Origin of the sequence: Methylorubrum subtropicum (genome assembly GCF_038442325.1) — a bacterium.
GTDB lineage: Bacteria > Pseudomonadota > Alphaproteobacteria > Rhizobiales > Beijerinckiaceae > Methylobacterium > Methylobacterium subtropicum.
On record NZ_JBBXMW010000023.1, the window covers coordinates 18,772 to 35,969 of the forward strand.

Genomic DNA, 17,198 nt, shown 5'->3' on the forward strand with positions numbered 1-17,198 from the left:
GGCCGCTCAGGCGGCGAGCCCCCGCTTCTTCAGCAGCGGATCGATGCTCGGCAGGCGACCGCGGAAGGCTGTGTAGGCCTCGCGGGCGTCGCGCAGGTTGCCCGCGCCGTAGACGTAGCGGCGCAGGCGGCCCGCGGTCTCGAGATCGAAGATGTCGCCGGCCTCGCGGAAGGCGTCGAAGGCGTCGGCGTCGAGCACCTCCGACCAGAGGTAGCTGTAATAGCCGGCCGCATACCCGTCGCCGGAGAAGATGTGCGCGAAATGCGGCGAGCGGTGCCGCATGGCGATTTCCGCCGGCATGGCGATGCGCTTGAGCGCGTCGGCCTCGAAGGCCAGCACGTCGAGCCCGTCCTCGCCCGCCGCCGAGAGATGGAGCGTCATGTCGACGATGGCCGAGGCGGTGTACTCGACGGTGGAGAAGCCCTGGTTGAAGCTGCGGGCGGCGAGCAGCCGGTTCAGGAGCGCGTCCGGCATCGGCTCGCCGGTGCGGTAGTGGCGGGCATGCGCGCGCAGCACCTCCGGCTGCTCCAGCCAGTGCTCGTAGAGCTGCGAGGGCAGTTCCACGAAGTCGCGCGAGACGGCGGTGCCGGAGAGCAGCGGGTAGGTCACATCGGATAGCAAGCCGTGCAGGCCGTGGCCGAACTCGTGGAACAGGGTGCGGGCGTCGTCGAAGGACAGCAGCGTCGGCTCGCCGCGGGGCGCGCGGGCGAAGTTCATCACGTTGACAATGATCGGCTTGATGTCGCCCGAGAGACGCTCCTGCGAGCGGAAGGCGCTCATCCAGGCGCCCGAGCGCTTGGAGGAGCGGGCGAAGTAATCGCCCAGGAACAGCCCGATCTCGGCACCGTCGGCGTCGCGCACGAGCCACGCCCGCACGTCGGGGTGGTAGCGCGGCAGGTCGGCGACCTCCTCGAAGCGCAGCCCGAACAGCCGCGTGGCAGTGTCGAAGGCCGCCTGGATCACGCCTTCCAGCGGCAGGTACGGCTTGATCTCGGCCTCGTCCAGATCGTGCTCAGCCTGCCGCAGCTTCTCGGCGTAGTGGCGCCAGTCGTGAGCTTCGAGGGCGAAATCGTGGCCCTCGGCGCGCACCAGCGCCTGAAGCCGCTCGCGTTCCTCCCCGGCCCGGCGCAAAGCCGGGGTCCAGACGTCGCGCAGGAGCGCCATCGCGGCGTCGGGCGAGGCCGCCATGGTGTCGTCGAGGCGGAAATGGGCGTAGCTCTCGAAGCCGAGCAGCCGCGCCCGCTCGGCGCGTAAACGCACGATCTCGGCGATGAGGCCGCGGTTGTCGGTCTCGCCGCCGTTCTCGCCGCGGCGGGTCCAGGCCGCATAGGCCCGCGCCCGCAGGTCGCGCCGGGTCGAGAAGACGAGGAACGGCTCGATCAGCGAACGCGACAGGGTGACGACGTGGCTGTGGTTACCGCCGCGCTCGGCTGCCGCGGCGGCGGTGGCGTCGCGCAGGAAGGGCGGCAGGCCGGAGAGATCGTCCTCGCCGTCGAGCGGCAGAACGAAGGAATTCTCATCCGCCAGCAGGTTCTGGCCGAACTGCGTGCCGAGTTCGGCCAGCCGCGTGGCGATCTCGGCGATACGGGCCTTGGCCTCCGGCGCGAGGTCGGCACCCGCCCGGCGGAAGCGGGTGCGGGTGCGGTCGAGGACGCGGGCCTGCTCGGCATCGAGCCCTTCCGCGATCGGATCGATCGCCGAGAGGCGCGCCCACAGCTGCGAGTTCAGCGAGATCGCGCTCGAATGCCGGGCGAGCTGGGGCGCCACCGCCCGCTCGATCGCCTGCAATTCCGGGCTCGTCGTGCTGCCCGACAGGTTGAAGAACACGCTCGCCACCCGCTCCAGCGCATGGCCGGAGCGTTCGAGCGCCGCCACCGTGTTGTCGAAGCTCGGCGCCTCGGGGTTCGCCGTGATCCGCGCGATCTCCGCCTCGTGCGCCTTCAGGGCGTCGGCGAAGGCCGGGACGTAGTGCTCGGGCCGGATCGCCTCGAAGGGCGGCAGGCCGAAGAAGGTGGGCCACTCCGCCGCATCGAACGGGTTCGCGCTAGCGGTGACGTTCGGATCGCGTACGGCGGTGTCGGCGGTCATTCAAAAACCCTTCGGCGGCGGCGCTCGGCCGAGGGGCAGGATAGGCGGCCGGGCCGTCGCAAGCAAAAGGGCGGGGGGCATGGGTGCCGCGTCACGATTGCCGGCGGGCGTGGCCGCCGCGTCCTTGCCGTGCTTGCGTCCGCGGCGGATCACGGGTCGGGTCCAGCCGCCGGGTTCGGGGGCGTTCGGGAGTTCGGGGCATGAGGCCTGTCGCGATCACGTGCCTGCTCGCCGCCGGCCTTCTCGTCGGCCCGGCCCGGGCCGAGCCGGGCAAGGAATCGGCGAAGGCGCCGCCCCCCGCCACCGTCCCGCTGCCGCCGCCGGAGCCGCCCGCGCGGCCGGCCGACCTCGTGCCCCCGGCCCCGCAGGTGACGCCGCTGCCACCGGAGCGCCCGCCGGAACTCACCACCGCCAAGGAACCGGACAAGAAGGAACCGGAGACGAAGCCGACCGGGGAAGGGGCGAAGGAAACGCTGCCCGAGGCGCCGCTGCCGCCCGTGCGTCCGCCGGAGCTGTCGGGGGAGGCGGCGCTGGCCCTCAAGGTCGCGGCGCCCGACGATGCCGCCTGCCTGCGGCGGCTGGAACGGCTCGGCGCCCGGTTCGAGGCCCTGCCGCCGCTCGGCAACGGCCAGTGCAGCGCGCCGCGCCCCTTGAGCGTCACCGCGCTCGCCGACGGCGTCGCGCTGGAGCCCGCCGCGACCCTCACCTGCCGCACGGCCGAGGCGCTCGCCCGCTGGGCCACCGAGGTGCAGGCCTCCGCCCGTCGCGAATTGGACGATTCGCTCAAAAGCCTGTCGCTCGGCGGAACGTATGTCTGCCGCGGCCAGAACCACGACACCGACGCCAAGCTCAGCGAGCACAGCTTCGCCAACGCCATCGACGTGATGGGCTACGGCTTTTCCAAGCGCCCGGCGATCAAGGTGACGGCGGCCACGCAGGGCACGCCGGAGGCGGCCTTCCTCGCCGCGGTGCGCACGAGCGCCTGCACCTTCTTCCGCACGGTGCTGGGGCCGGGGAGCGACGCGGCCCACGGCAACCACCTTCATCTCGACGAGCGCGAGCGCAACGCCGGCCACCGCCTCTGCCAATAGTGGGGGACGGCCGCTTCGCCGCGGGAACGGCGGCGCTTGTCCGCCATTTGTCCCGCCATCGGCAGCGGAGACGATTGGGCGATGGTGCGGTCATGGATGCGGGGCGCCCTCGTCGGGCTGCCCCTGCTCGGCGCGGGCCTTTCCGCACACGCCGCGCCCGAACCGGCCAAGCAGGAGGCCGCCGCGCCGGCCCTGACCAAGGAGGCGATCAACGGCGCCACCTTCCGCGAGCCGGAGTCCGAGGAGGGGAAGCCGAAGGGCAAGTCCAAGCGCCCCGAGAAGAAAGCGGAGACGAAGCGGCCCGATCCGCTGCTCATCAAGGTGCAGGTGCTGCTCGACCGCGCCCGATTCTCCCCTGGCGCCATCGACGGGCGCGACGGCGAGAACCTGCGCGGCGCGCTGAAGGCCTTTGCTGCGGCGCAAGGGCTGCCCGCCGAGGGCAAGCTGACCCGCGACGTGTACGAAAAGCTCCAGGCCACGAGCCCGGACCCGGTGGTGACCGACTACGCGATCACGGACGCCGACGTGAAAGGCCCCTTCGTCGAGAAGATGCCGCCGAAGATGGAGGAGCAGGCCGATGTCGGGCCGATGCGCTACACCAACACCCGCGAGATGCTGGCCGAGCGCTTCCACATGCAGCGCGACCTGCTCTCGGCGCTCAATCCCGGCGTGCCGCTCGACAAGGCCGGCGGCACCCTGATCGTCGCGGCGGTGCCGCCGACCGGCGACGGCAAGGTCGAGGGCGCGCCGCTGGCGCCGAAGGTCTCCCGCATCGAGGTCGACAAGACGACGAAGCGGGTGCGCGCTTTCACCGAGGACGGCACGCTCACCGCCGACTACCCCGCCTCCATCGGCAGCAGCGAGAAGCCCGCGCCGGACGGCACCGCGAAGGTGAAGGCCGTCGCCTTCGACCCGTGGTACACGTACAACCCGAAATACAAGTTCAAGGGCGTGAAGACGAACCGAAAGTTCTCGATCCATCCGGGCCCCAACAACCCGGTCGGCCTCGTCTGGATCGACCTCTCGATCAAGTCCTACGGCATCCACGGCACGCCGGATCCGGAGAAAGTCGGCAAGACGGAATCGCACGGCTGCATCCGGTTGACCAACTGGGATGCGCGCGATCTGGCGAGCCACACGGTGAAGGGGGCGAAGGTCGAGTTCCTGGACAAGTAGTTTTTGTGACTTGGGTTCGGTTTCTTCATCGCGAACGGCGGCGGGTGTGGCCCGCGCCGTCATTGCGAGGCGGAGCCGAAGCAATCCAGAGCGCGACGGCGCGAGAAGGGGCGAACTCGACTGTGAAATACGGCTGAACGCCCGTCGGCATCCTTTTGTGATCTATCAGTAGACTGCGGAGCCCTGGATTGCTTCGGCTCCGCCTCGCAATGACGGGGGCGCTACAACCTGAATTCTCGCGTGCTGATCGCCGACTGTCGTTCTCAATCCCGGCGCCAAAACCCACCCACCGCCAGCAGCACCGCATCCCCCAGGAACGCCAGCGCAGCGGTCGCTGCCGTCCCCTGGAGCAGCCCCGCAAAATTCTGGTTCTGGAGGCCGGCGACGATCGGGGTGCCGAGCGTCGAGGCGCCGGCGAGCGCGCCGACCGCGGCGACCGAGATCGACAGGATCAGCGCGGTGCGCAGCGTCTCGATCAGGCCGGGGGCGGCGAGCGGCAGCTCGACCCCTGTCAGGATCTGGCGGCGGGTGAGGCCGATGGCTTCGGCCGCGGCGCGAGCCTCGGGCGAGACGGAATCGAGGGCGCCGACGGTGCCGCGCAGCGTCGGCATCAGGCCGTAGGCGAGCAGCGCCAGCAGGGTCGGCGGGCCGCCGAAGCCGAGCACCGGCAGGGCGAGCGCCACCACGACGACCGGCGGCAGGCTCTGGGCGAAGGCGGCCAGCGCGTCGATACCGCCGCGCAAAGTCGCGAAGCCGGGGCGCGTCGCCACGATGCCCAGCGCGAGCCCGAGCCCGGCGACGATGAGGAAACCGAGGCCGGCGAGCGCCAGATGGTTCGCTGCCAGCTCCGCGAGGCGGTCGAGGGGAAGCGGGCGCGAGCCGGCCCCGCCCGCGAGCCGGCCGGCGACGGCCGGATGGCTCGCGACCGACAGCGCGAGGCCCAGCAGCAGCGGCGCGAGCGGCGCCCTCACGACGGCCAGCGGCGGCGCGCCGCCGCCTCCACGGTGCCGAGCGCGGATTCCGCGGCGAGCGAGAGGGCGATCACCGGCAGGGCGCCGAGCAGGATCAGGTCGGGGGCGAACTGCGCCATCCCGTCGAAGACGAGGCGCCCGAGCCCGCCCGCACCGACGAGCGGCGCCAGCGTCGCGAGGCCGAGCGCCTGCACCGCGGCGACCCGCAGGCCCCCGATCAGCAGGCCGGCGCCCAGCGGCAGGCGCAGGGTCGTGAGGATCTGGCGCGGGGTCAGGCCGAGGGCGCGGGCGGCGTCGAGCGCCGCCGGATCGGGCGCGCGAAGCGCCCCTTGCAGCCCGCGCCAGAGCGGCAGCAGCAGGTAACCGGCGATGCCGACGAGCGCCGGCCCGGCGCCGAGCGCCGAGATGCCGTAGGCGCGCAGCGACGGCACCAGCGCGAGCCCGGCGGAAGCCGCGGCCACCAGCCCGCCGAGCAGGGCGACGGCCGGCACCACCTGCACCCCGCCCACGAGGAGATCGACGGCCCCGCGCCCGCGCCGCCACGTACCGAGTGCGGCGGTGACGAGGCCGGCCAGGACCAGCGCGCCGCCCGACAGGGCGAGATGTTCGAGGACCGCCCGCGCGAGGCCGTCGCGCCGGGCGCGGAACTCGACGGTGAAGGAGAGGGCGTCGAGCGCCCCCGCCGCGCCGAGGCCGGCGATCAGGGCGAGGATCGCGAGGGCCGAGAGCCAGCCGGCGGCGGGGAGGCGGCTCGCGCGCATCCCCCAAAGAATTCCGGCGCAGAGGCCGAGCCCGGCGAGCCACGCGCCCGCGGCGAGCCGGGCCCGCGCGGCGGGCGGCTGCCCGGCGAGATGCTCCGCCGCGCCCGCGCCGAGGCCGGTCAGCAGCAGGGCGAGCCCGCCGGTACAGGCAAACAGGCCGAGCCACGTGCCGGCTCGCCCCCGGCCTGACACGACCAGCGCGGGACCGATCGCGGCCAGCGCCAGCAGCGGCCAGAGCCGGAATCCCAAAACCGTCGCGGCGGCGATCGGCGCGCCGGTGACGAGGCGGTTCGGCGCGAGGTGCAGCAGCGGCAGGCTCACGAGCACCAGCGGCAGGGCGAGGGCCGCCGCGAGCGGCAGGAGGGCGCCCCGCGCGCCCGAGACGGCCGCCGTCATCGGGACGCTGCCCGCTGCCCGAGCCATTCGGCGGCGACCGCTTCCGCCGTGCGCCCCTCGACCGCGACCGCGGCGTTGAGGCGGCGCAGGGTCGCGGCGTCAAGGGCGGCGAAGAGCGGATCGAGGGCGGCCGGAATGTTCGGGTGCCGCTCCAGCGTCTGCGCCCGGATCACCGGGGCCGGCTCGTAGACGATCTGGGCCCGCCGCGGATCGCCCATCACGACGAGGTCGAGGGCCGACAGCGCCCCGTCAGTGCCGTAGACCATGCCGGCATTGATGCCGCTGATCCCCTCAGCCGCCGCCCGCGCCGTCACCGCGGTGTCGCCGCCGGGCAGGCTGACGATGCGGTTCGTCGGCAGGTGGAAGCCGTAGGCCGCCTCGAACGCGGGAAGCGCGGCGGGGCTCTCCACGAACTCGGTCGAGGCGGCGAGCCGGATGCGGTCGGCGCCGACCATCCGGGCGAAATCCGCCATGCCGACGAGATTTTCCGCGCGTGCCAACGCGCCGTTGACGGCGATGCACCACGTGTTGTCGGCGGGCGCCGGCCTCAGCCAAATGAGGCCGCGTACGCGATCGAGACGCTTGGCGGCGGCGTAGGCCGTCTCGGCCGCCTTCCAGGCCGGATCGGTCTCGGTGCCCGAGAAGAAGGCGACGTTGCCGGTATATTCCGGGTAGAGGTCGAGTTCGCCCGAAAGCAGCGCAGAGCGCACGATCAGCGTCGGCCCGAGGCCGAGGCGCCGCTCCACGAACAGGCCCGCCCCTTCGAGGGCGCCCGCGATCAGGTTGCCGAGCAGCGCCCCCTCGGTGTCGCTCTTCGAGCCGATCACGAGCGGGCGCGGCGCCGCTGCCTCCGCCCGGCCGGACCGCCCCGCGGCGAACGCGGCGGCGCCGACCCCCGCGATCACGGCGCGGCGGCTGGGGCCGGGGACGGCCTTCGGGCCACAGGGGGCGGGAAATGTATCTCGGACTAACATCGCGGCGTTCACGATAGCATGCCGGCCCCGCCCGCGGTGCTTGACACGCCTGTCTTTCCAAGCGACGCCTGCCCTGAGCCGGGGCGGGAGCCGGACGGGGGCGCGGGCCGTGCGGCGGCCGGTGTCGCCCCGTGCGAATCGCCTCGGGATGCGAGCCGGAGCGGCCGAGGCTCTCCGTCACGACAACGGATCTGAGGGAAGACGACCCGGCGTGAGTGTGGATTCGAACGAGGATCGTCTGACGGGCGCCCGCGTGCTCGTGGTGGAGGACGAGGCCGCCATCTCGATGCTGCTCGAGGACATGCTCCTCGATTTCGGCTGCGAGATCGTCGGCCCGGCCGCGCGGCTCGCCACCGCCCTGGAGATGGCGCGCGCGGAGGACTTCACCGTCGCCATCCTCGACGTGAACGTGGCGGGCGAGCCGATCTACCCGGTCGCCGAGGCCATCGCCGAGCGCAACCTGCCGATCGTGTTCTCCACGGGCTACGGCGGCGCGGGCATCCGCGAGCCGTTCCGGGATCGCCCGGTGGTGCAGAAGCCGTTCAGCCAGGCCGATCTCAAGCGCACGCTGATCGCCGCCATCGTCGGCGCGCAGGGCTAAGAACCCTCGAAGCGTCCCGGATCTACGATCCAGGACGCTTCTCCATTTCTTGTGCCGCATCGGCTGTTGCCGAAAGCCGGTTCCCACCTTTCGGGCCGATGCTCCGGCGCCGACTTCTCTCTTCAGGGAAGCCCGTTGCCGCCCGCGGCACCGTAGACCTGTCCGGTGGCGTAGCTGCCGTCCGACGAGGCCAACTGCACGTAGATGCCGGCGAGTTCGACCGGCTGGCCGGGGCGGCCGAACGGCGTCATCGCGCCGAATTTTTCGAGCTTCTCCATCGAGGCGCCGCCCGAGACCTGCAGCGGCGTCCAGATCGGCCCCGGCGCCACGCCGTTGACCCGGATGCCCTTCTTCGCGAGCTGTTTGCCCAGCGAGCGCACGAAGTTCGTCGTCGCCGCCTTGGTCTGCGCGTAGTCGTAGAGATCGGGCGTCGGGTCGGTCGCCTGTTCCGAGGTGGTGGCGATGATCGCCGAGCCCGGCTTCAGGTGCGGCAGCGCCGCCTTGATGATCCAGAACGGCGCGTAGATGTTCGTCTTCATCGTCCAGTCGAACTGCTCGCTGGAGAGGTCGAGGATCGAATCGTGCGCCTGCTGGCGCGCCGCGTTGCTCACGAGGATGTCGAGCCCGCCGAGGTCCCGCACCGCCCGCTCGACCAGATCGCGGCAGAAGCCCTCGTCGCGCAGGTCGCCGGGGATCGCGACGCCCTTCCGGCCCGCCGCCTGGATGATCTCGATGACCTCGCGGGCGTCGGGCTCCTCATCGGGGTGGTAGTTGATCGCGACATCCGCGCCCTCGCGGGCGAACGCGATGGCCGCCGCCCGGCCCATGCCGGAATCGCCGCCGGTGATCAGCGCCTTGCGCCCGGCAAGCCGGCCCGAACCGCGATAGCTCGTCTCGCCGTGATCGGGCCTCGGCTCCATGCGGCTGGCGAGCCCCGGCCAGGGCTGCGACTGCCGCTTGAACGGCGGCTTGGGGTATTTGCTGATCGGGTCGGTCAGCGGCGGCGCGGTGGCTTCCTGCGCCGACGCCGTGCCGGCGGCAACCGAGCCGGTTGCCGCCAGGGCGAGGCTGCCGACGCCTCCCACCAGCTGACGGCGGGAGAGCGGATTGCGCGGGGTGTCGTCGGTGGCCATGGCGGCTCCTCTGTCGGAGCCGGAGGAACTGCGGGCGCGGGCCGTCGTTGCGGGGCGCGCTGTCGCAGGTTTGCGCGCGGCCTTTCCCATTCACGCCCTCATCCTGAGGTGCTGCGAAGCAGCCTCGAAGGAGGGCTCCAGGGATCGCGCGTCTACTGGAGCCCTCCTTCGAGGCCCCTTGCCGGGGCAAGGGGCACCTCAGGATGAGGGGATTGGGTGGGAGATGCCGACGGCGGCGTTCGTTACTGCTTCGCCTTGCTGTCGCTGCTGGTGGCGCTGGCGGCGCCCGAGCCCTGGCCCGGCGCGGTGGAGCCGGTCGTGTCCGACTTGCTCTTGTCGAAGCCCGCGGCGTTGGGCGAGCCCTGCATCTTCTTGCCGTCGCCCTGCTTCATCTCGTGCCCGGGGGCGTTGCCGGAGGCGCCGGGCTGCTCGGTGGCGAGCGCCGTGCCGCCCAGCGCGAGCGTGGCGAGGAGGGCGAGCGAGAGGCGGGTCATGGTTTCCTCCGATTTGTTGTCGGTTGAGAACGCGACGCGATCACGGGCCGTTCCCGAATCGGCGTTTCAATTCTTCCATAAACGAGTTGATGCAACGCACGCGAAGGGCCGGTGACTTCATAAGCCTGACAACATCATGCCGCGTTGCAATATCCGCTGCGCGGCGTTGCCAGCGTCGGCATTCCCGTGTATGCGCGCCTCGCGCCCTTGAGACACCCTTGGAGGCACGGGCGCGCTGGGGATCGGTCGGGCCGTCCGCTTCGGGCGGCCTTTGTCGTTTGTCTCAGCTCCATTTTTCTATCGAAGGATCACGCCATGAGCGCATCGAAGTCGCTTGAGGCCGTGGCACGCGACCGGGTCGGCAAGGGGGCCGCCCGGGCCGTTCGTCGCCAGGGCCAGATTCCCGCCGTCATCTACGGCGGCAACCAGGCTCCGCAGGCCATCGCCATCGAACTCATCCGCACCCGCACGCTGATCTACGCCGGCGGCTTCAAGACCACGCTGTTCGACATCAAGGTCGGCGGCAAGAAGGTCCGCGCGATCCCGCGCGACTACCAGCTCGACCCGGTCTCCGGCGTGCCGCTGCATGTCGACTTCCTGCGCGTCGTCGCCGGCCAGACCGTCACGGTCGATGTCCCGGTCCACTTCGTGAACGAGGACGAGGCCCCCGGCATCAAGAAGGAGGGCGGCACGCTCAACGTGACGGCGTTCACGATCGAGCTCGAAGTCGCGCCCGACCAGATCCCCGAGGCGGTCGAGGGCGACCTCACCGGCCACGCCATCGGCGACGTCATCACGGTCGCCGACCTCAAGATCCCGGCCGGCACCTATACCGGCGAGTCGACCGATCCGGTCGCCAACATCGTCCCGCCGACGGTGCTCGGCGCCGAGGTCGAGGCCGAGGAGGCCGCGATCGCCGAGGCGCAGTCCGCCGAGGCTGCCGAGGAGAAGGCCGAAGCCGAGGCCGAGGAGGCCGAGGGCGAGTCCGACGAGAAGTCCGAGGGTTCGGACAAGGAGTGATCCGGTCCGGGCGCGTTGTCCGCGCCCGGTCATTCGAGAACGATGCCCCGGCCGCCCGGCCGGGGCATTTTCATGTGGAAAGGGGCACGCGATGCGGCTCATCGTCGGCTTGGGGAATCCCGGCCCGCGCTACGCGCGAAACCGCCACAACATCGGCTTCCTGGCCGTGGACGAGATCGCCCGCGTCCACCGCGCCGCCCCCTTCCGCCGCCGCTTCCAGGGCGAGGCCACGGAGGTCGTGCTCGGCACCGAGCGCGCCATCCTCCTGAAGCCGCAGACCTTCATGAACGAGTCCGGCCGCTCGGTCGGCGAGGCGCAGCGCTTCTTCAAGATCGCCCTCGCCGACGTGATCGTGCTGCACGACGAACTCGATCTGGCGCCGGCCAAGCTCCGGGTGAAGCTCGGCGGCGGGAATGCCGGCCATAACGGCCTGCGCTCGATCACCGCCCAATGCGGCAACGAATACCGCCGGGTCCGGCTCGGCATCGGCCACCCCGGCGACAAGGCCTTGGTGCACGCCTACGTGCTGAACGACTTCGCCAAGTCGGAGGAGCCGTGGGTCGAGGACCTGTGCCGGGCCATCGCCGACCACGCCGCCGTGATGGCCGCGGGCGAGGATGCGAGCTTCCAGAACAAGGTCCACCTCGCCATGGCCGGCCGCGGCTGGGACACGGTGAAGACCCCGGCGGAGGCCGGGAAGGCGAAAGCGCGCGACGCGTCCAAAGACGCGAATTGACACGGCGACGCCGGAATCCGATGGAGCCCGTAACCGGGCGCGGCTCCCGACCGATCCAACAAGACCTTTAGGACCAGCCATGGGCTTCAAATGCGGCATCGTCGGCCTGCCGAACGTCGGCAAGTCGACCCTCTTCAACGCGCTGACCCAGACGGCGGCGGCGCAGGCCGCCAATTATCCGTTCTGCACCATCGAGCCCAACGTCGGTGAGGTGGCGGTGCCCGATCCGCGCCTGGATGCCTTGGCGAAGATCGCCTCGTCGAAAGAAATCATCCCGACGCGGCTGACCTTCGTGGACATCGCTGGCCTCGTGCGCGGCGCCTCGAAGGGCGAGGGGCTCGGCAACCAGTTCCTGGCCAACATCCGCGAGGTCGATGCCATCGCCCACGTGGTGCGCTGTTTCGAGGACGGCGACGTGACCCATGTCGAGGGCAAGGTCGATCCGATCGCCGACATCGAGACCATCGAGACCGAGCTGATGCTGGCCGACCTCGACAGCCTGGAAAAGCGCGTCGTGGCGCTGGAGAAGCGCGCCAAGGGCTCCGACAAGGAGGCCAAGGAATTTCTGGACCTCGTCAACCGCGCCCTGCCGCTCCTGCGCGACGGCAAGCCCGCCCGCCTCGTCGAGCGAAAGGCCGACGAGGAGCGGCTGTTCCAGCAGCTCGGCCTGATGACGGCCAAGCCCGTCCTCTACGTCTGTAACGTGGACGAGGGCGATGCCGACGAGGGCAACGCCCACTCGCAGGCGGTGTTCGACCGGGCCAAGGCCGAGGGTGCCGTGGCGGTGGTGGTCTCGGCCAAGATCGAGAGCGAGATCGCGGTGATGCCGGTCGCCGACCAGGGCGAGTTTTTGGAAGCGGTCGGCCTGACCGAGCCCGGCCTCAACCGGGTGATCCGCGCGGGCTACGACCTGCTCGGCCTCGTCACCTACTTCACGGTCGGCCCGAAGGAGGCCCGCGCCTGGACGATCACCAAGGGCACCCGCGCCCCGGCGGCGGCGGGCGTGATCCACACCGACTTCGAGAAGGGTTTCATCCGCGCCGAAACCATCGCGTACAAGGACTACACCGCGCTCAACGGCGAGTCGGGCGCGCGCGACGCCGGCAAGCTGCGGCTGGAGGGCAAGGAGTACATCGTGCAGGACGGCGACGTGCTGCACTTCCGCTTCGCCAACTGAACGCGCGTTGCAACTCCACCCGCGCCACGCCTGGGACCTGACGCCGTCCGAGGCGGTGGCGCTTCAGAAGCGCCTGCGCGGCGCAGTGGTGGCGGACCGCGCCATAGACCTGTCGGGCGTGCGCCTCGTGGCGGGCGTCGATGTCAGCGTGAAGCGCGAGCGCTCCCGCGCCGCGGTGGTGGTCGTGACGCTGCCCGGCTTCCTCGTGGTCGAGATCGCCACCGCCGAGCGGCCGACGCCGTTCCCCTACGTGCCCGGCCTCCTCAGCTTTCGCGAGGGGCCGGTGCTGGAGGAGGCGTTCGGGCGGCTCAAGGCCGAGCCCGACGCCTTCCTGTTCGACGGCATGGGCACGGCGCACCCGCGCCGCATCGGCATCGCGAGTCACATGGGCCTGTGGTTGGAGCGCCCGACCGTCGGCGTCGGCAAGACGCGGCTCGTGGGCACCCACGCGCCGCTCCCGGAGGAGAAGGGCGCGCATGTCCCGCTGATCGACCGGGGCGAGACCATCGGTGCGGTGGTCCGCACGCGGACGGGCACACTCCCGCTGTTCGTCTCGCCGGGACACTTGGCCGACATCCCGAGCGCGGTCGCCCTGGTGCTGGCCTGCACCCCGAAGTACCGGCTGCCGGAGCCGATCCGGCTGGCGCACAAGGCCGCGGGAGACTTCTGAGCCGGTCGCCCGGTGCGCGATGCCGACCGCGTGAAGCGTGTCTTCAGGGTAAGGCGATCCGGCGCGCCGCCGCTTCCGAGCTGATCGTTTTCCGGACTGCGCTCCCTCCGGACAGGTCGCGCCCTGCGCGGCTTCGGCGTCCTCTCGCAAACACGAAGAAGGGCGCCGGCACCTGCGCCTCCGCCCCCTCCGCGATCCGAGCCGTCTGCCGACAGAGCCTATTGCTGCTTCATCGGGCTGGCGCCGCTGGCCGGCGGTTGGCCCGGGGTGGTGCTGGCCTGCCGCTCCGGGTGCTTGATCTGGCTGTAGGCGAGGTTGGCGAAGGAGCCGATCCGGGCCGGCCAGCTCAGCTTGCCGTCGCCGGGCTCGTCGCGGGCGGCGTGGCAATAGGCGGTGGTGAGGCCGTTGACGATGTCGTCGTCCTTGGCGCCCTGGGCGGCCGCCTTCACCTTCGGCACGATGGTGACGAGCTTGGGGATGAAGTCGTTCGGGGTCAGGCCCTTCAGCTCGGCGACGACGCCGTTGTCGTCGATCGCCTTCTTGACGTTCTCCTGCTCGATCTGGGCGCAGGGCGCGGTGCCCGACAGCATCGTCTGCGTCGCGGCCTTGGCCTCGGAGACGGCGCTGCCCGAGTTCATCACCGGAGCCTTGTTGCCCCAGGAATTGCGGATGTAGTCGGTCACGTCCTTGACCTGCTGCTCGGTCATGTCCTGGCCGATCGCCGGCATCGGGGCGTAGCCGCTCTGCGCCGCGAGGCCGCCGTAGATCACCCGCAGCACCGTCTCGGGACCGGCCGACTGGACCGAAGTGTTGCCGGCCAGCGCCGGAATCGCGCCCGGCACGCCCGTGCCGTCGGGCCGGTGGCAGGACGAGCAGTAGCTGAGATAGACATCTGCCCCCGGCGCGCCGGGCTGGTTGAAGGCCTGGAGATCCTTCTCCTTGTAGGTCTGCTTGGCCGGCACCGTACGCAAATAAGCGACCATCGCCTTGAGGTCGGAATCGGTCATCTTCGAGAGCGATTCCTCAATGGTCTGGCGCATCGGGCCCGCGGCGACGCCGGGGCGGTTGCCCGGCGCCGTGCCGGTCTTGAGGTAGGTGACGACCTCCTCGTCCTTCCATGCGCCGATGCCCTGGTGGCCGTCCGGCGTGATGTTGGGGGCGTACCAGCCGTCGATGACGCCGCCGCCGAGCTTGCCCGCGAGGCTCGAATTGCCGACGATCTTGCGCTCGTTGTGGCACATGCCGCAGTGACCCAGCCCCTCGACGAGGTAGGCGCCGCGGTTGACCTCCTCGCTCACGTTCGGATCGGGCTTGAAGCGGGCTTCGGTGAAGAACGCGGTGCGCCACGTGATCAGCGCGGTGCGGATGTTGAACGGGAAGGGGATCTGGCTCTCCTTCCGCTTCTCGCTCACCGGTTCGAGCGACTTGAGGTAGGCGAAGATCGCCTTGGTGTCCTCGTCGCTGACCTTGGTGTACCAAGCGAACGGGAAGGCCGGATACAGATATTCGCCTTCGTCGCCGATGCCGTGGCGGAACGCCTTCTCGAAGGTCTCGTAGTTCCACTTGCCGATGCCCGTCTCGTTGTCGGGCGTGAGGTTCGGCGTCATGATGAGGCCGATCGGGGTGTTGAGGCCGTAATTGCCGGCAAACGGCTTGCCGCCCGGCGCGGTGTGGCAGGCGACGCAATCACCTGCGGTAACGAGGTACTCGCCGCGTTTGATCAGATCCGCATCGGCACCTTGGGCCAAAGCCGGCCCGGCCGTGAACAGGGCGGCCAGGGCGAGCCAGGCGGAGCCGCGTGCGGTACGTCGTGTCATGAACCCGGTCTCCCGAAAGGTGACGACCCCGGCCTCGGTTGGTCTCGTTGTCAGTAGTGGAACGGGCTCGCAACGCGAGACAGTCCCGGTTGTTCCAGTTCAAACAGTCACAGGCACCCGATTCCGGCCCAGGGACTCACCGAAATCTGATCATCATTTCCGTGAGATGGGCGAAAAGCGCGGCAAGGAGCCACGCCGCCACGACAGGCCAGTCCGCGCCCGTCAGCGCGGCCCGCACCGCCAGCATCAAAGCCGCGCCCGAGGCGAGGTTCGACAGCAGCGCGGCGGGCCGCGGCCCGCGGCCGAACCGCCACCGCAGGCCGACCAGCAGCAGGGCTTCGAGCGCCACCAGCGCCACGATGACATCGACGATGCGACCGCTTGCGAACCACTCGGCCATCTCACGCCTCCCGCGGCGGCCGGTTGAGCCGCACGATGGTGAGGTTGAGGCAGGCCGCGACGCCGACCCAGGCGAGGTAGGGCAGGTTCAGGAGCCCCGCGAGCAGCGAGGCGTGGCCCGCGGTGGGCGCCAGCGCGACGATGGAGAGCCACAGCAGGCCGACCTCGGCGAGCGCCCAGTCCGGCCGGCGCAGGCGGAAGAAGATCCAGCTCCAGGCGATGTTGAGGACGCTGTTGACCGTGAACGCCGCGACCAGCCGGGCGCGGGCGGCGGGGTCCGGGTCGGCGTTCCAGGCGATGACCGCGGAGGCCGCCGTCAGAACGATGATGACTGTCCAGATCGGCCCGAACGCCCAGTCCGGCGGCTTCCAGGCGGGGACGCGCAGCGCGAAGTACCAAGCGTCGGTGCGCGTCGCCATCCCGCCGGCGACCGCGACGATGACCGCCGCGAAGGCGGTGACGAGAACCGGGCCCCAATCGCCCGCGAGCCATGCCGTCACGGCGAGACCCAGCGGAACAGGTGCGCCAGATCCTTGAAGAAGATCTTTGCGTGCGCAGCGGGTTTGGCGCGCACCAGTTCCTTGTTCATGTAGGCGTCCCAGGTGAGCTGCTGGACGTCCTTGTCCTTGCAGATCGAGACGAAGCGCTCGCGCAGGCCATCGCTGCGGTACCAGACCCACTGCATCATCCCGAGGATCCAGAACACGCGCCCGTGCAACCGCATGAATTTCTTGCGCGCGGTGGTCAGCACCTTGGCGTCGCCGGTGGCGAGGAAGGATTCGGCGGCTTCCGCCGAGAGCCGCCCGCCGAGCATGGCGTAGTAGATGCCCTCGCCCGAGGCCGGGGCGACGACGCCGGCCGCGTCGCCCGCGAGCAGCACGTCGCGGCCGTTGTCCCAGCGCTTCAGCGGCTTCAACGGGATCGGCGCGCCCTCGCGGCGCACCGTCTCGCAGGAATCGAGGCCGGTCGACGCCCGCAGGTCGCGGATCGCCGAGCGCAGGGAGAAGCCTTTGCGCATGCTGCCGGTGCCGATGCTCATCGTGTCGCCGTGGGGGAAGATCCAGGCGTAGAAGTCCGGCGAGAGGCGGCCCTGGTAGTAGACGTCGCAGCGGGTGCCGTCGTGGGTCTCGCTCGGCGGGCTGCGGACTATCTCGTGATAGGCGAAGACCTGCCGCATCTTGGCGTGGCCCGGAATCTCGGCCCGGCCCACGGGCGAGCCGGCGCCGTCGGCGCCGATGACGAGGCGGGTCCTGACCTGCGTCTCCGGCCCGTCCTTGCCCGCACGGTAGTGCACCGTGGTCGCGTCGGGCTCATCGCGGGAGATGCGCTCGAACAGGCCGTCACGGCACTCCGCCCCGGCGAGCCGGGCGCGATCACGCAGCCAGGGATCGAACTGGGCGCGATCGACCATGCCGACGAAGCCGTCGCCGACCGGCATGTCGACGTGGCGCGCGCTCGGCGCGATCATCCGGGCGCTGCGGATGCGGGCGAGCAGCAGGTCGTCGGGGATGGCGAAGTCGCGGATCAGGCGCGGCGGGATCGCGCCGCCGCAGGGCTTGATCCGGCCCGCCCGGTCGAGGAGCAGCACCTTGCGGCCGGCCCGCGCCAGATCGGTCGCCGCGGTCGCGCCCGCGGGGCCGCCGCCCACCACCACGACGTCGAAGGTCTCGGGAGCGCCGTGGTGGGTCATGGGG

At 71.0% G+C, this 17,198-nt stretch carries 17 protein-coding genes; 7 read left to right on the forward strand and 10 right to left on the reverse strand.

Going from position 1 to position 17,198, the window contains the following annotated elements:
• Window positions 1–6 precede the first annotated feature (6 nt).
• Window positions 7–2,088, reverse strand: a complete 2,082-nt coding sequence (locus AAHG03_RS23030; RefSeq protein ID WP_342153528.1) for a M3 family metallopeptidase — start codon at window positions 2,086–2,088, stop codon at window positions 7–9.
• A gap of 200 nt (window positions 2,089–2,288) precedes the next feature.
• Between AAHG03_RS23030 and AAHG03_RS23035 the strand changes: the two genes are divergently transcribed.
• Window positions 2,289–3,179, forward strand: a complete 891-nt coding sequence (locus tag AAHG03_RS23035; RefSeq protein ID WP_342153529.1) for an extensin-like domain-containing protein — start codon at window positions 2,289–2,291, stop codon at window positions 3,177–3,179.
• Window positions 3,180–3,260: 81 nt separating this feature from the next.
• Window positions 3,261–4,355: a L,D-transpeptidase family protein gene (locus tag AAHG03_RS23040; protein WP_342153530.1), complete on the forward strand. Its 1,095-nt coding sequence runs from the start codon at window positions 3,261–3,263 to the stop codon at window positions 4,353–4,355.
• A gap of 263 nt (window positions 4,356–4,618) precedes the next feature.
• On the opposite strand, the gene AAHG03_RS23045 is transcribed toward AAHG03_RS23040, so the two are convergent.
• The 3 genes from AAHG03_RS23045 to AAHG03_RS23055 are packed head-to-tail and all read right to left on the reverse strand — an operon-like array spanning window position 4,619 to window position 7,457.
• The gene (locus tag AAHG03_RS23045; RefSeq protein WP_342153531.1) at window positions 4,619–5,326 is read right to left on the reverse strand and encodes an ABC transporter permease subunit; all 708 of its coding nucleotides are present in this window, start codon (window positions 5,324–5,326) and stop codon (window positions 4,619–4,621) included.
• Window positions 5,323–6,510: an ABC transporter permease subunit gene (locus tag AAHG03_RS23050; protein ID WP_342153532.1), complete on the reverse strand. Its 1,188-nt coding sequence runs from the start codon at window positions 6,508–6,510 to the stop codon at window positions 5,323–5,325. Before AAHG03_RS23050 ends, AAHG03_RS23045 begins: the two co-directional genes overlap by 4 nt.
• Window positions 6,480–7,457: a glycine betaine ABC transporter substrate-binding protein gene (locus AAHG03_RS23055; RefSeq protein WP_412759788.1), complete on the reverse strand. Its 978-nt coding sequence runs from the start codon at window positions 7,455–7,457 to the stop codon at window positions 6,480–6,482. The genes AAHG03_RS23050 and AAHG03_RS23055 overlap by 31 nt, the downstream gene beginning before the upstream one ends.
• A gap of 211 nt (window positions 7,458–7,668) precedes the next feature.
• Here AAHG03_RS23055 and AAHG03_RS23060 point away from each other — a divergent pair, with 211 nt between their 5' ends.
• Window positions 7,669–8,058, forward strand: coding sequence for a response regulator (locus AAHG03_RS23060; protein ID WP_342153536.1), 390 nt, complete (start codon window positions 7,669–7,671; stop codon window positions 8,056–8,058).
• 122 nt (window positions 8,059–8,180) lie between these two features.
• Here the strand turns inward: AAHG03_RS23060 and AAHG03_RS23065 are convergent, their stop codons facing one another.
• A complete protein-coding gene (locus AAHG03_RS23065) occupies window positions 8,181–9,191 on the reverse strand; it encodes an SDR family oxidoreductase (RefSeq protein WP_342153538.1) in 1,011 nt (336 codons plus the stop codon).
• A 242-nt stretch (window positions 9,192–9,433) separates the two neighbouring features.
• Window positions 9,434–9,685, reverse strand: a complete 252-nt coding sequence (locus AAHG03_RS23070) for a hypothetical protein (RefSeq protein WP_342153540.1) — start codon at window positions 9,683–9,685, stop codon at window positions 9,434–9,436.
• Window positions 9,686–10,000: 315 nt separating this feature from the next.
• Here AAHG03_RS23070 and AAHG03_RS23075 point away from each other — a divergent pair, with 315 nt between their 5' ends.
• From AAHG03_RS23075 to nfi, 4 genes are all read left to right on the forward strand, one after another.
• Window positions 10,001–10,705, forward strand: a complete 705-nt coding sequence (locus tag AAHG03_RS23075) for a 50S ribosomal protein L25/general stress protein Ctc (RefSeq protein WP_342153542.1) — start codon at window positions 10,001–10,003, stop codon at window positions 10,703–10,705.
• A gap of 91 nt (window positions 10,706–10,796) precedes the next feature.
• A complete protein-coding gene (pth, locus tag AAHG03_RS23080; protein WP_342153544.1) occupies window positions 10,797–11,441 on the forward strand; it encodes an aminoacyl-tRNA hydrolase in 645 nt (214 codons plus the stop codon).
• 79 nt (window positions 11,442–11,520) lie between these two features.
• Window positions 11,521–12,618: a redox-regulated ATPase YchF gene (gene ychF / locus AAHG03_RS23085; RefSeq protein ID WP_342153545.1), complete on the forward strand. Its 1,098-nt coding sequence runs from the start codon at window positions 11,521–11,523 to the stop codon at window positions 12,616–12,618.
• A gap of 7 nt (window positions 12,619–12,625) precedes the next feature.
• On the forward strand, window positions 12,626–13,288 hold the full coding sequence (nfi, locus tag AAHG03_RS23090) for a deoxyribonuclease V (protein ID WP_342153547.1): 663 nt from the start codon (window positions 12,626–12,628) through the stop codon (window positions 13,286–13,288).
• 218 nt (window positions 13,289–13,506) lie between these two features.
• Here nfi and AAHG03_RS23095 read toward each other — a convergent pair whose 3' ends face one another.
• The 4 genes from AAHG03_RS23095 to AAHG03_RS23110 form a co-directional block, all read right to left on the reverse strand.
• Window positions 13,507–15,105, reverse strand: coding sequence for a c-type cytochrome (locus tag AAHG03_RS23095; RefSeq protein ID WP_342153548.1), 1,599 nt, complete (start codon window positions 15,103–15,105; stop codon window positions 13,507–13,509).
• A gap of 136 nt (window positions 15,106–15,241) precedes the next feature.
• Window positions 15,242–15,505, reverse strand: a complete 264-nt coding sequence (locus AAHG03_RS23100) for a hypothetical protein (RefSeq protein ID WP_342153550.1) — start codon at window positions 15,503–15,505, stop codon at window positions 15,242–15,244.
• A 1-nt stretch (window position 15,506) separates the two neighbouring features.
• Complete coding sequence (locus AAHG03_RS23105; protein ID WP_342153552.1) at window positions 15,507–16,004, reverse strand: TspO/MBR family protein; 498 nt, start codon at window positions 16,002–16,004, stop codon at window positions 15,507–15,509.
• Window positions 16,001–17,194 (reverse strand): geranylgeranyl diphosphate reductase, encoded by a 1,194-nt coding sequence (locus tag AAHG03_RS23110; protein WP_342153554.1) that lies wholly within the window; start codon window positions 17,192–17,194, stop codon window positions 16,001–16,003. Before AAHG03_RS23110 ends, AAHG03_RS23105 begins: the two co-directional genes overlap by 4 nt.
• Window positions 17,195–17,198: the final 4 nt, after the last annotated feature.

Excerpts from the sequence above, each read along its gene's own strand:
- AAHG03_RS23030 (WP_342153528.1), bottom strand. The coding sequence starts at position 2,088 with ATGACCGCCGACACCGCCGTACGCGATCCGAACGTCACCGCTAGCGCG.
- AAHG03_RS23035 (WP_342153529.1), top strand. The coding sequence starts at position 2,289 with ATGAGGCCTGTCGCGATCACGTGCCTGCTCGCCGCCGGCCTTCTCGTC.
- AAHG03_RS23040 (WP_342153530.1), top strand. The coding sequence starts at position 3,261 with ATGGTGCGGTCATGGATGCGGGGCGCCCTCGTCGGGCTGCCCCTGCTC.
- AAHG03_RS23050 (WP_342153532.1), bottom strand. The coding sequence starts at position 6,510 with ATGGCTCGGGCAGCGGGCAGCGTCCCGATGACGGCGGCCGTCTCGGGC.
- AAHG03_RS23055 (WP_412759788.1), bottom strand. The coding sequence starts at position 7,457 with ATGTTAGTCCGAGATACATTTCCCGCCCCCTGTGGCCCGAAGGCCGTC.
- AAHG03_RS23065 (WP_342153538.1), bottom strand. The coding sequence starts at position 9,191 with ATGGCCACCGACGACACCCCGCGCAATCCGCTCTCCCGCCGTCAGCTG.
- AAHG03_RS23070 (WP_342153540.1), bottom strand. The coding sequence starts at position 9,685 with ATGACCCGCCTCTCGCTCGCCCTCCTCGCCACGCTCGCGCTGGGCGGC.
- AAHG03_RS23075 (WP_342153542.1), top strand. The coding sequence starts at position 10,001 with ATGAGCGCATCGAAGTCGCTTGAGGCCGTGGCACGCGACCGGGTCGGC.
- pth (WP_342153544.1), top strand. The coding sequence starts at position 10,797 with ATGCGGCTCATCGTCGGCTTGGGGAATCCCGGCCCGCGCTACGCGCGA.
- ychF (WP_342153545.1), top strand. The coding sequence starts at position 11,521 with ATGGGCTTCAAATGCGGCATCGTCGGCCTGCCGAACGTCGGCAAGTCG.
- AAHG03_RS23095 (WP_342153548.1), bottom strand. The coding sequence starts at position 15,105 with ATGACACGACGTACCGCACGCGGCTCCGCCTGGCTCGCCCTGGCCGCC.
- AAHG03_RS23100 (WP_342153550.1), bottom strand. The coding sequence starts at position 15,505 with ATGGCCGAGTGGTTCGCAAGCGGTCGCATCGTCGATGTCATCGTGGCG.
- AAHG03_RS23110 (WP_342153554.1), bottom strand. The coding sequence starts at position 17,194 with ATGACCCACCACGGCGCTCCCGAGACCTTCGACGTCGTGGTGGTGGGC.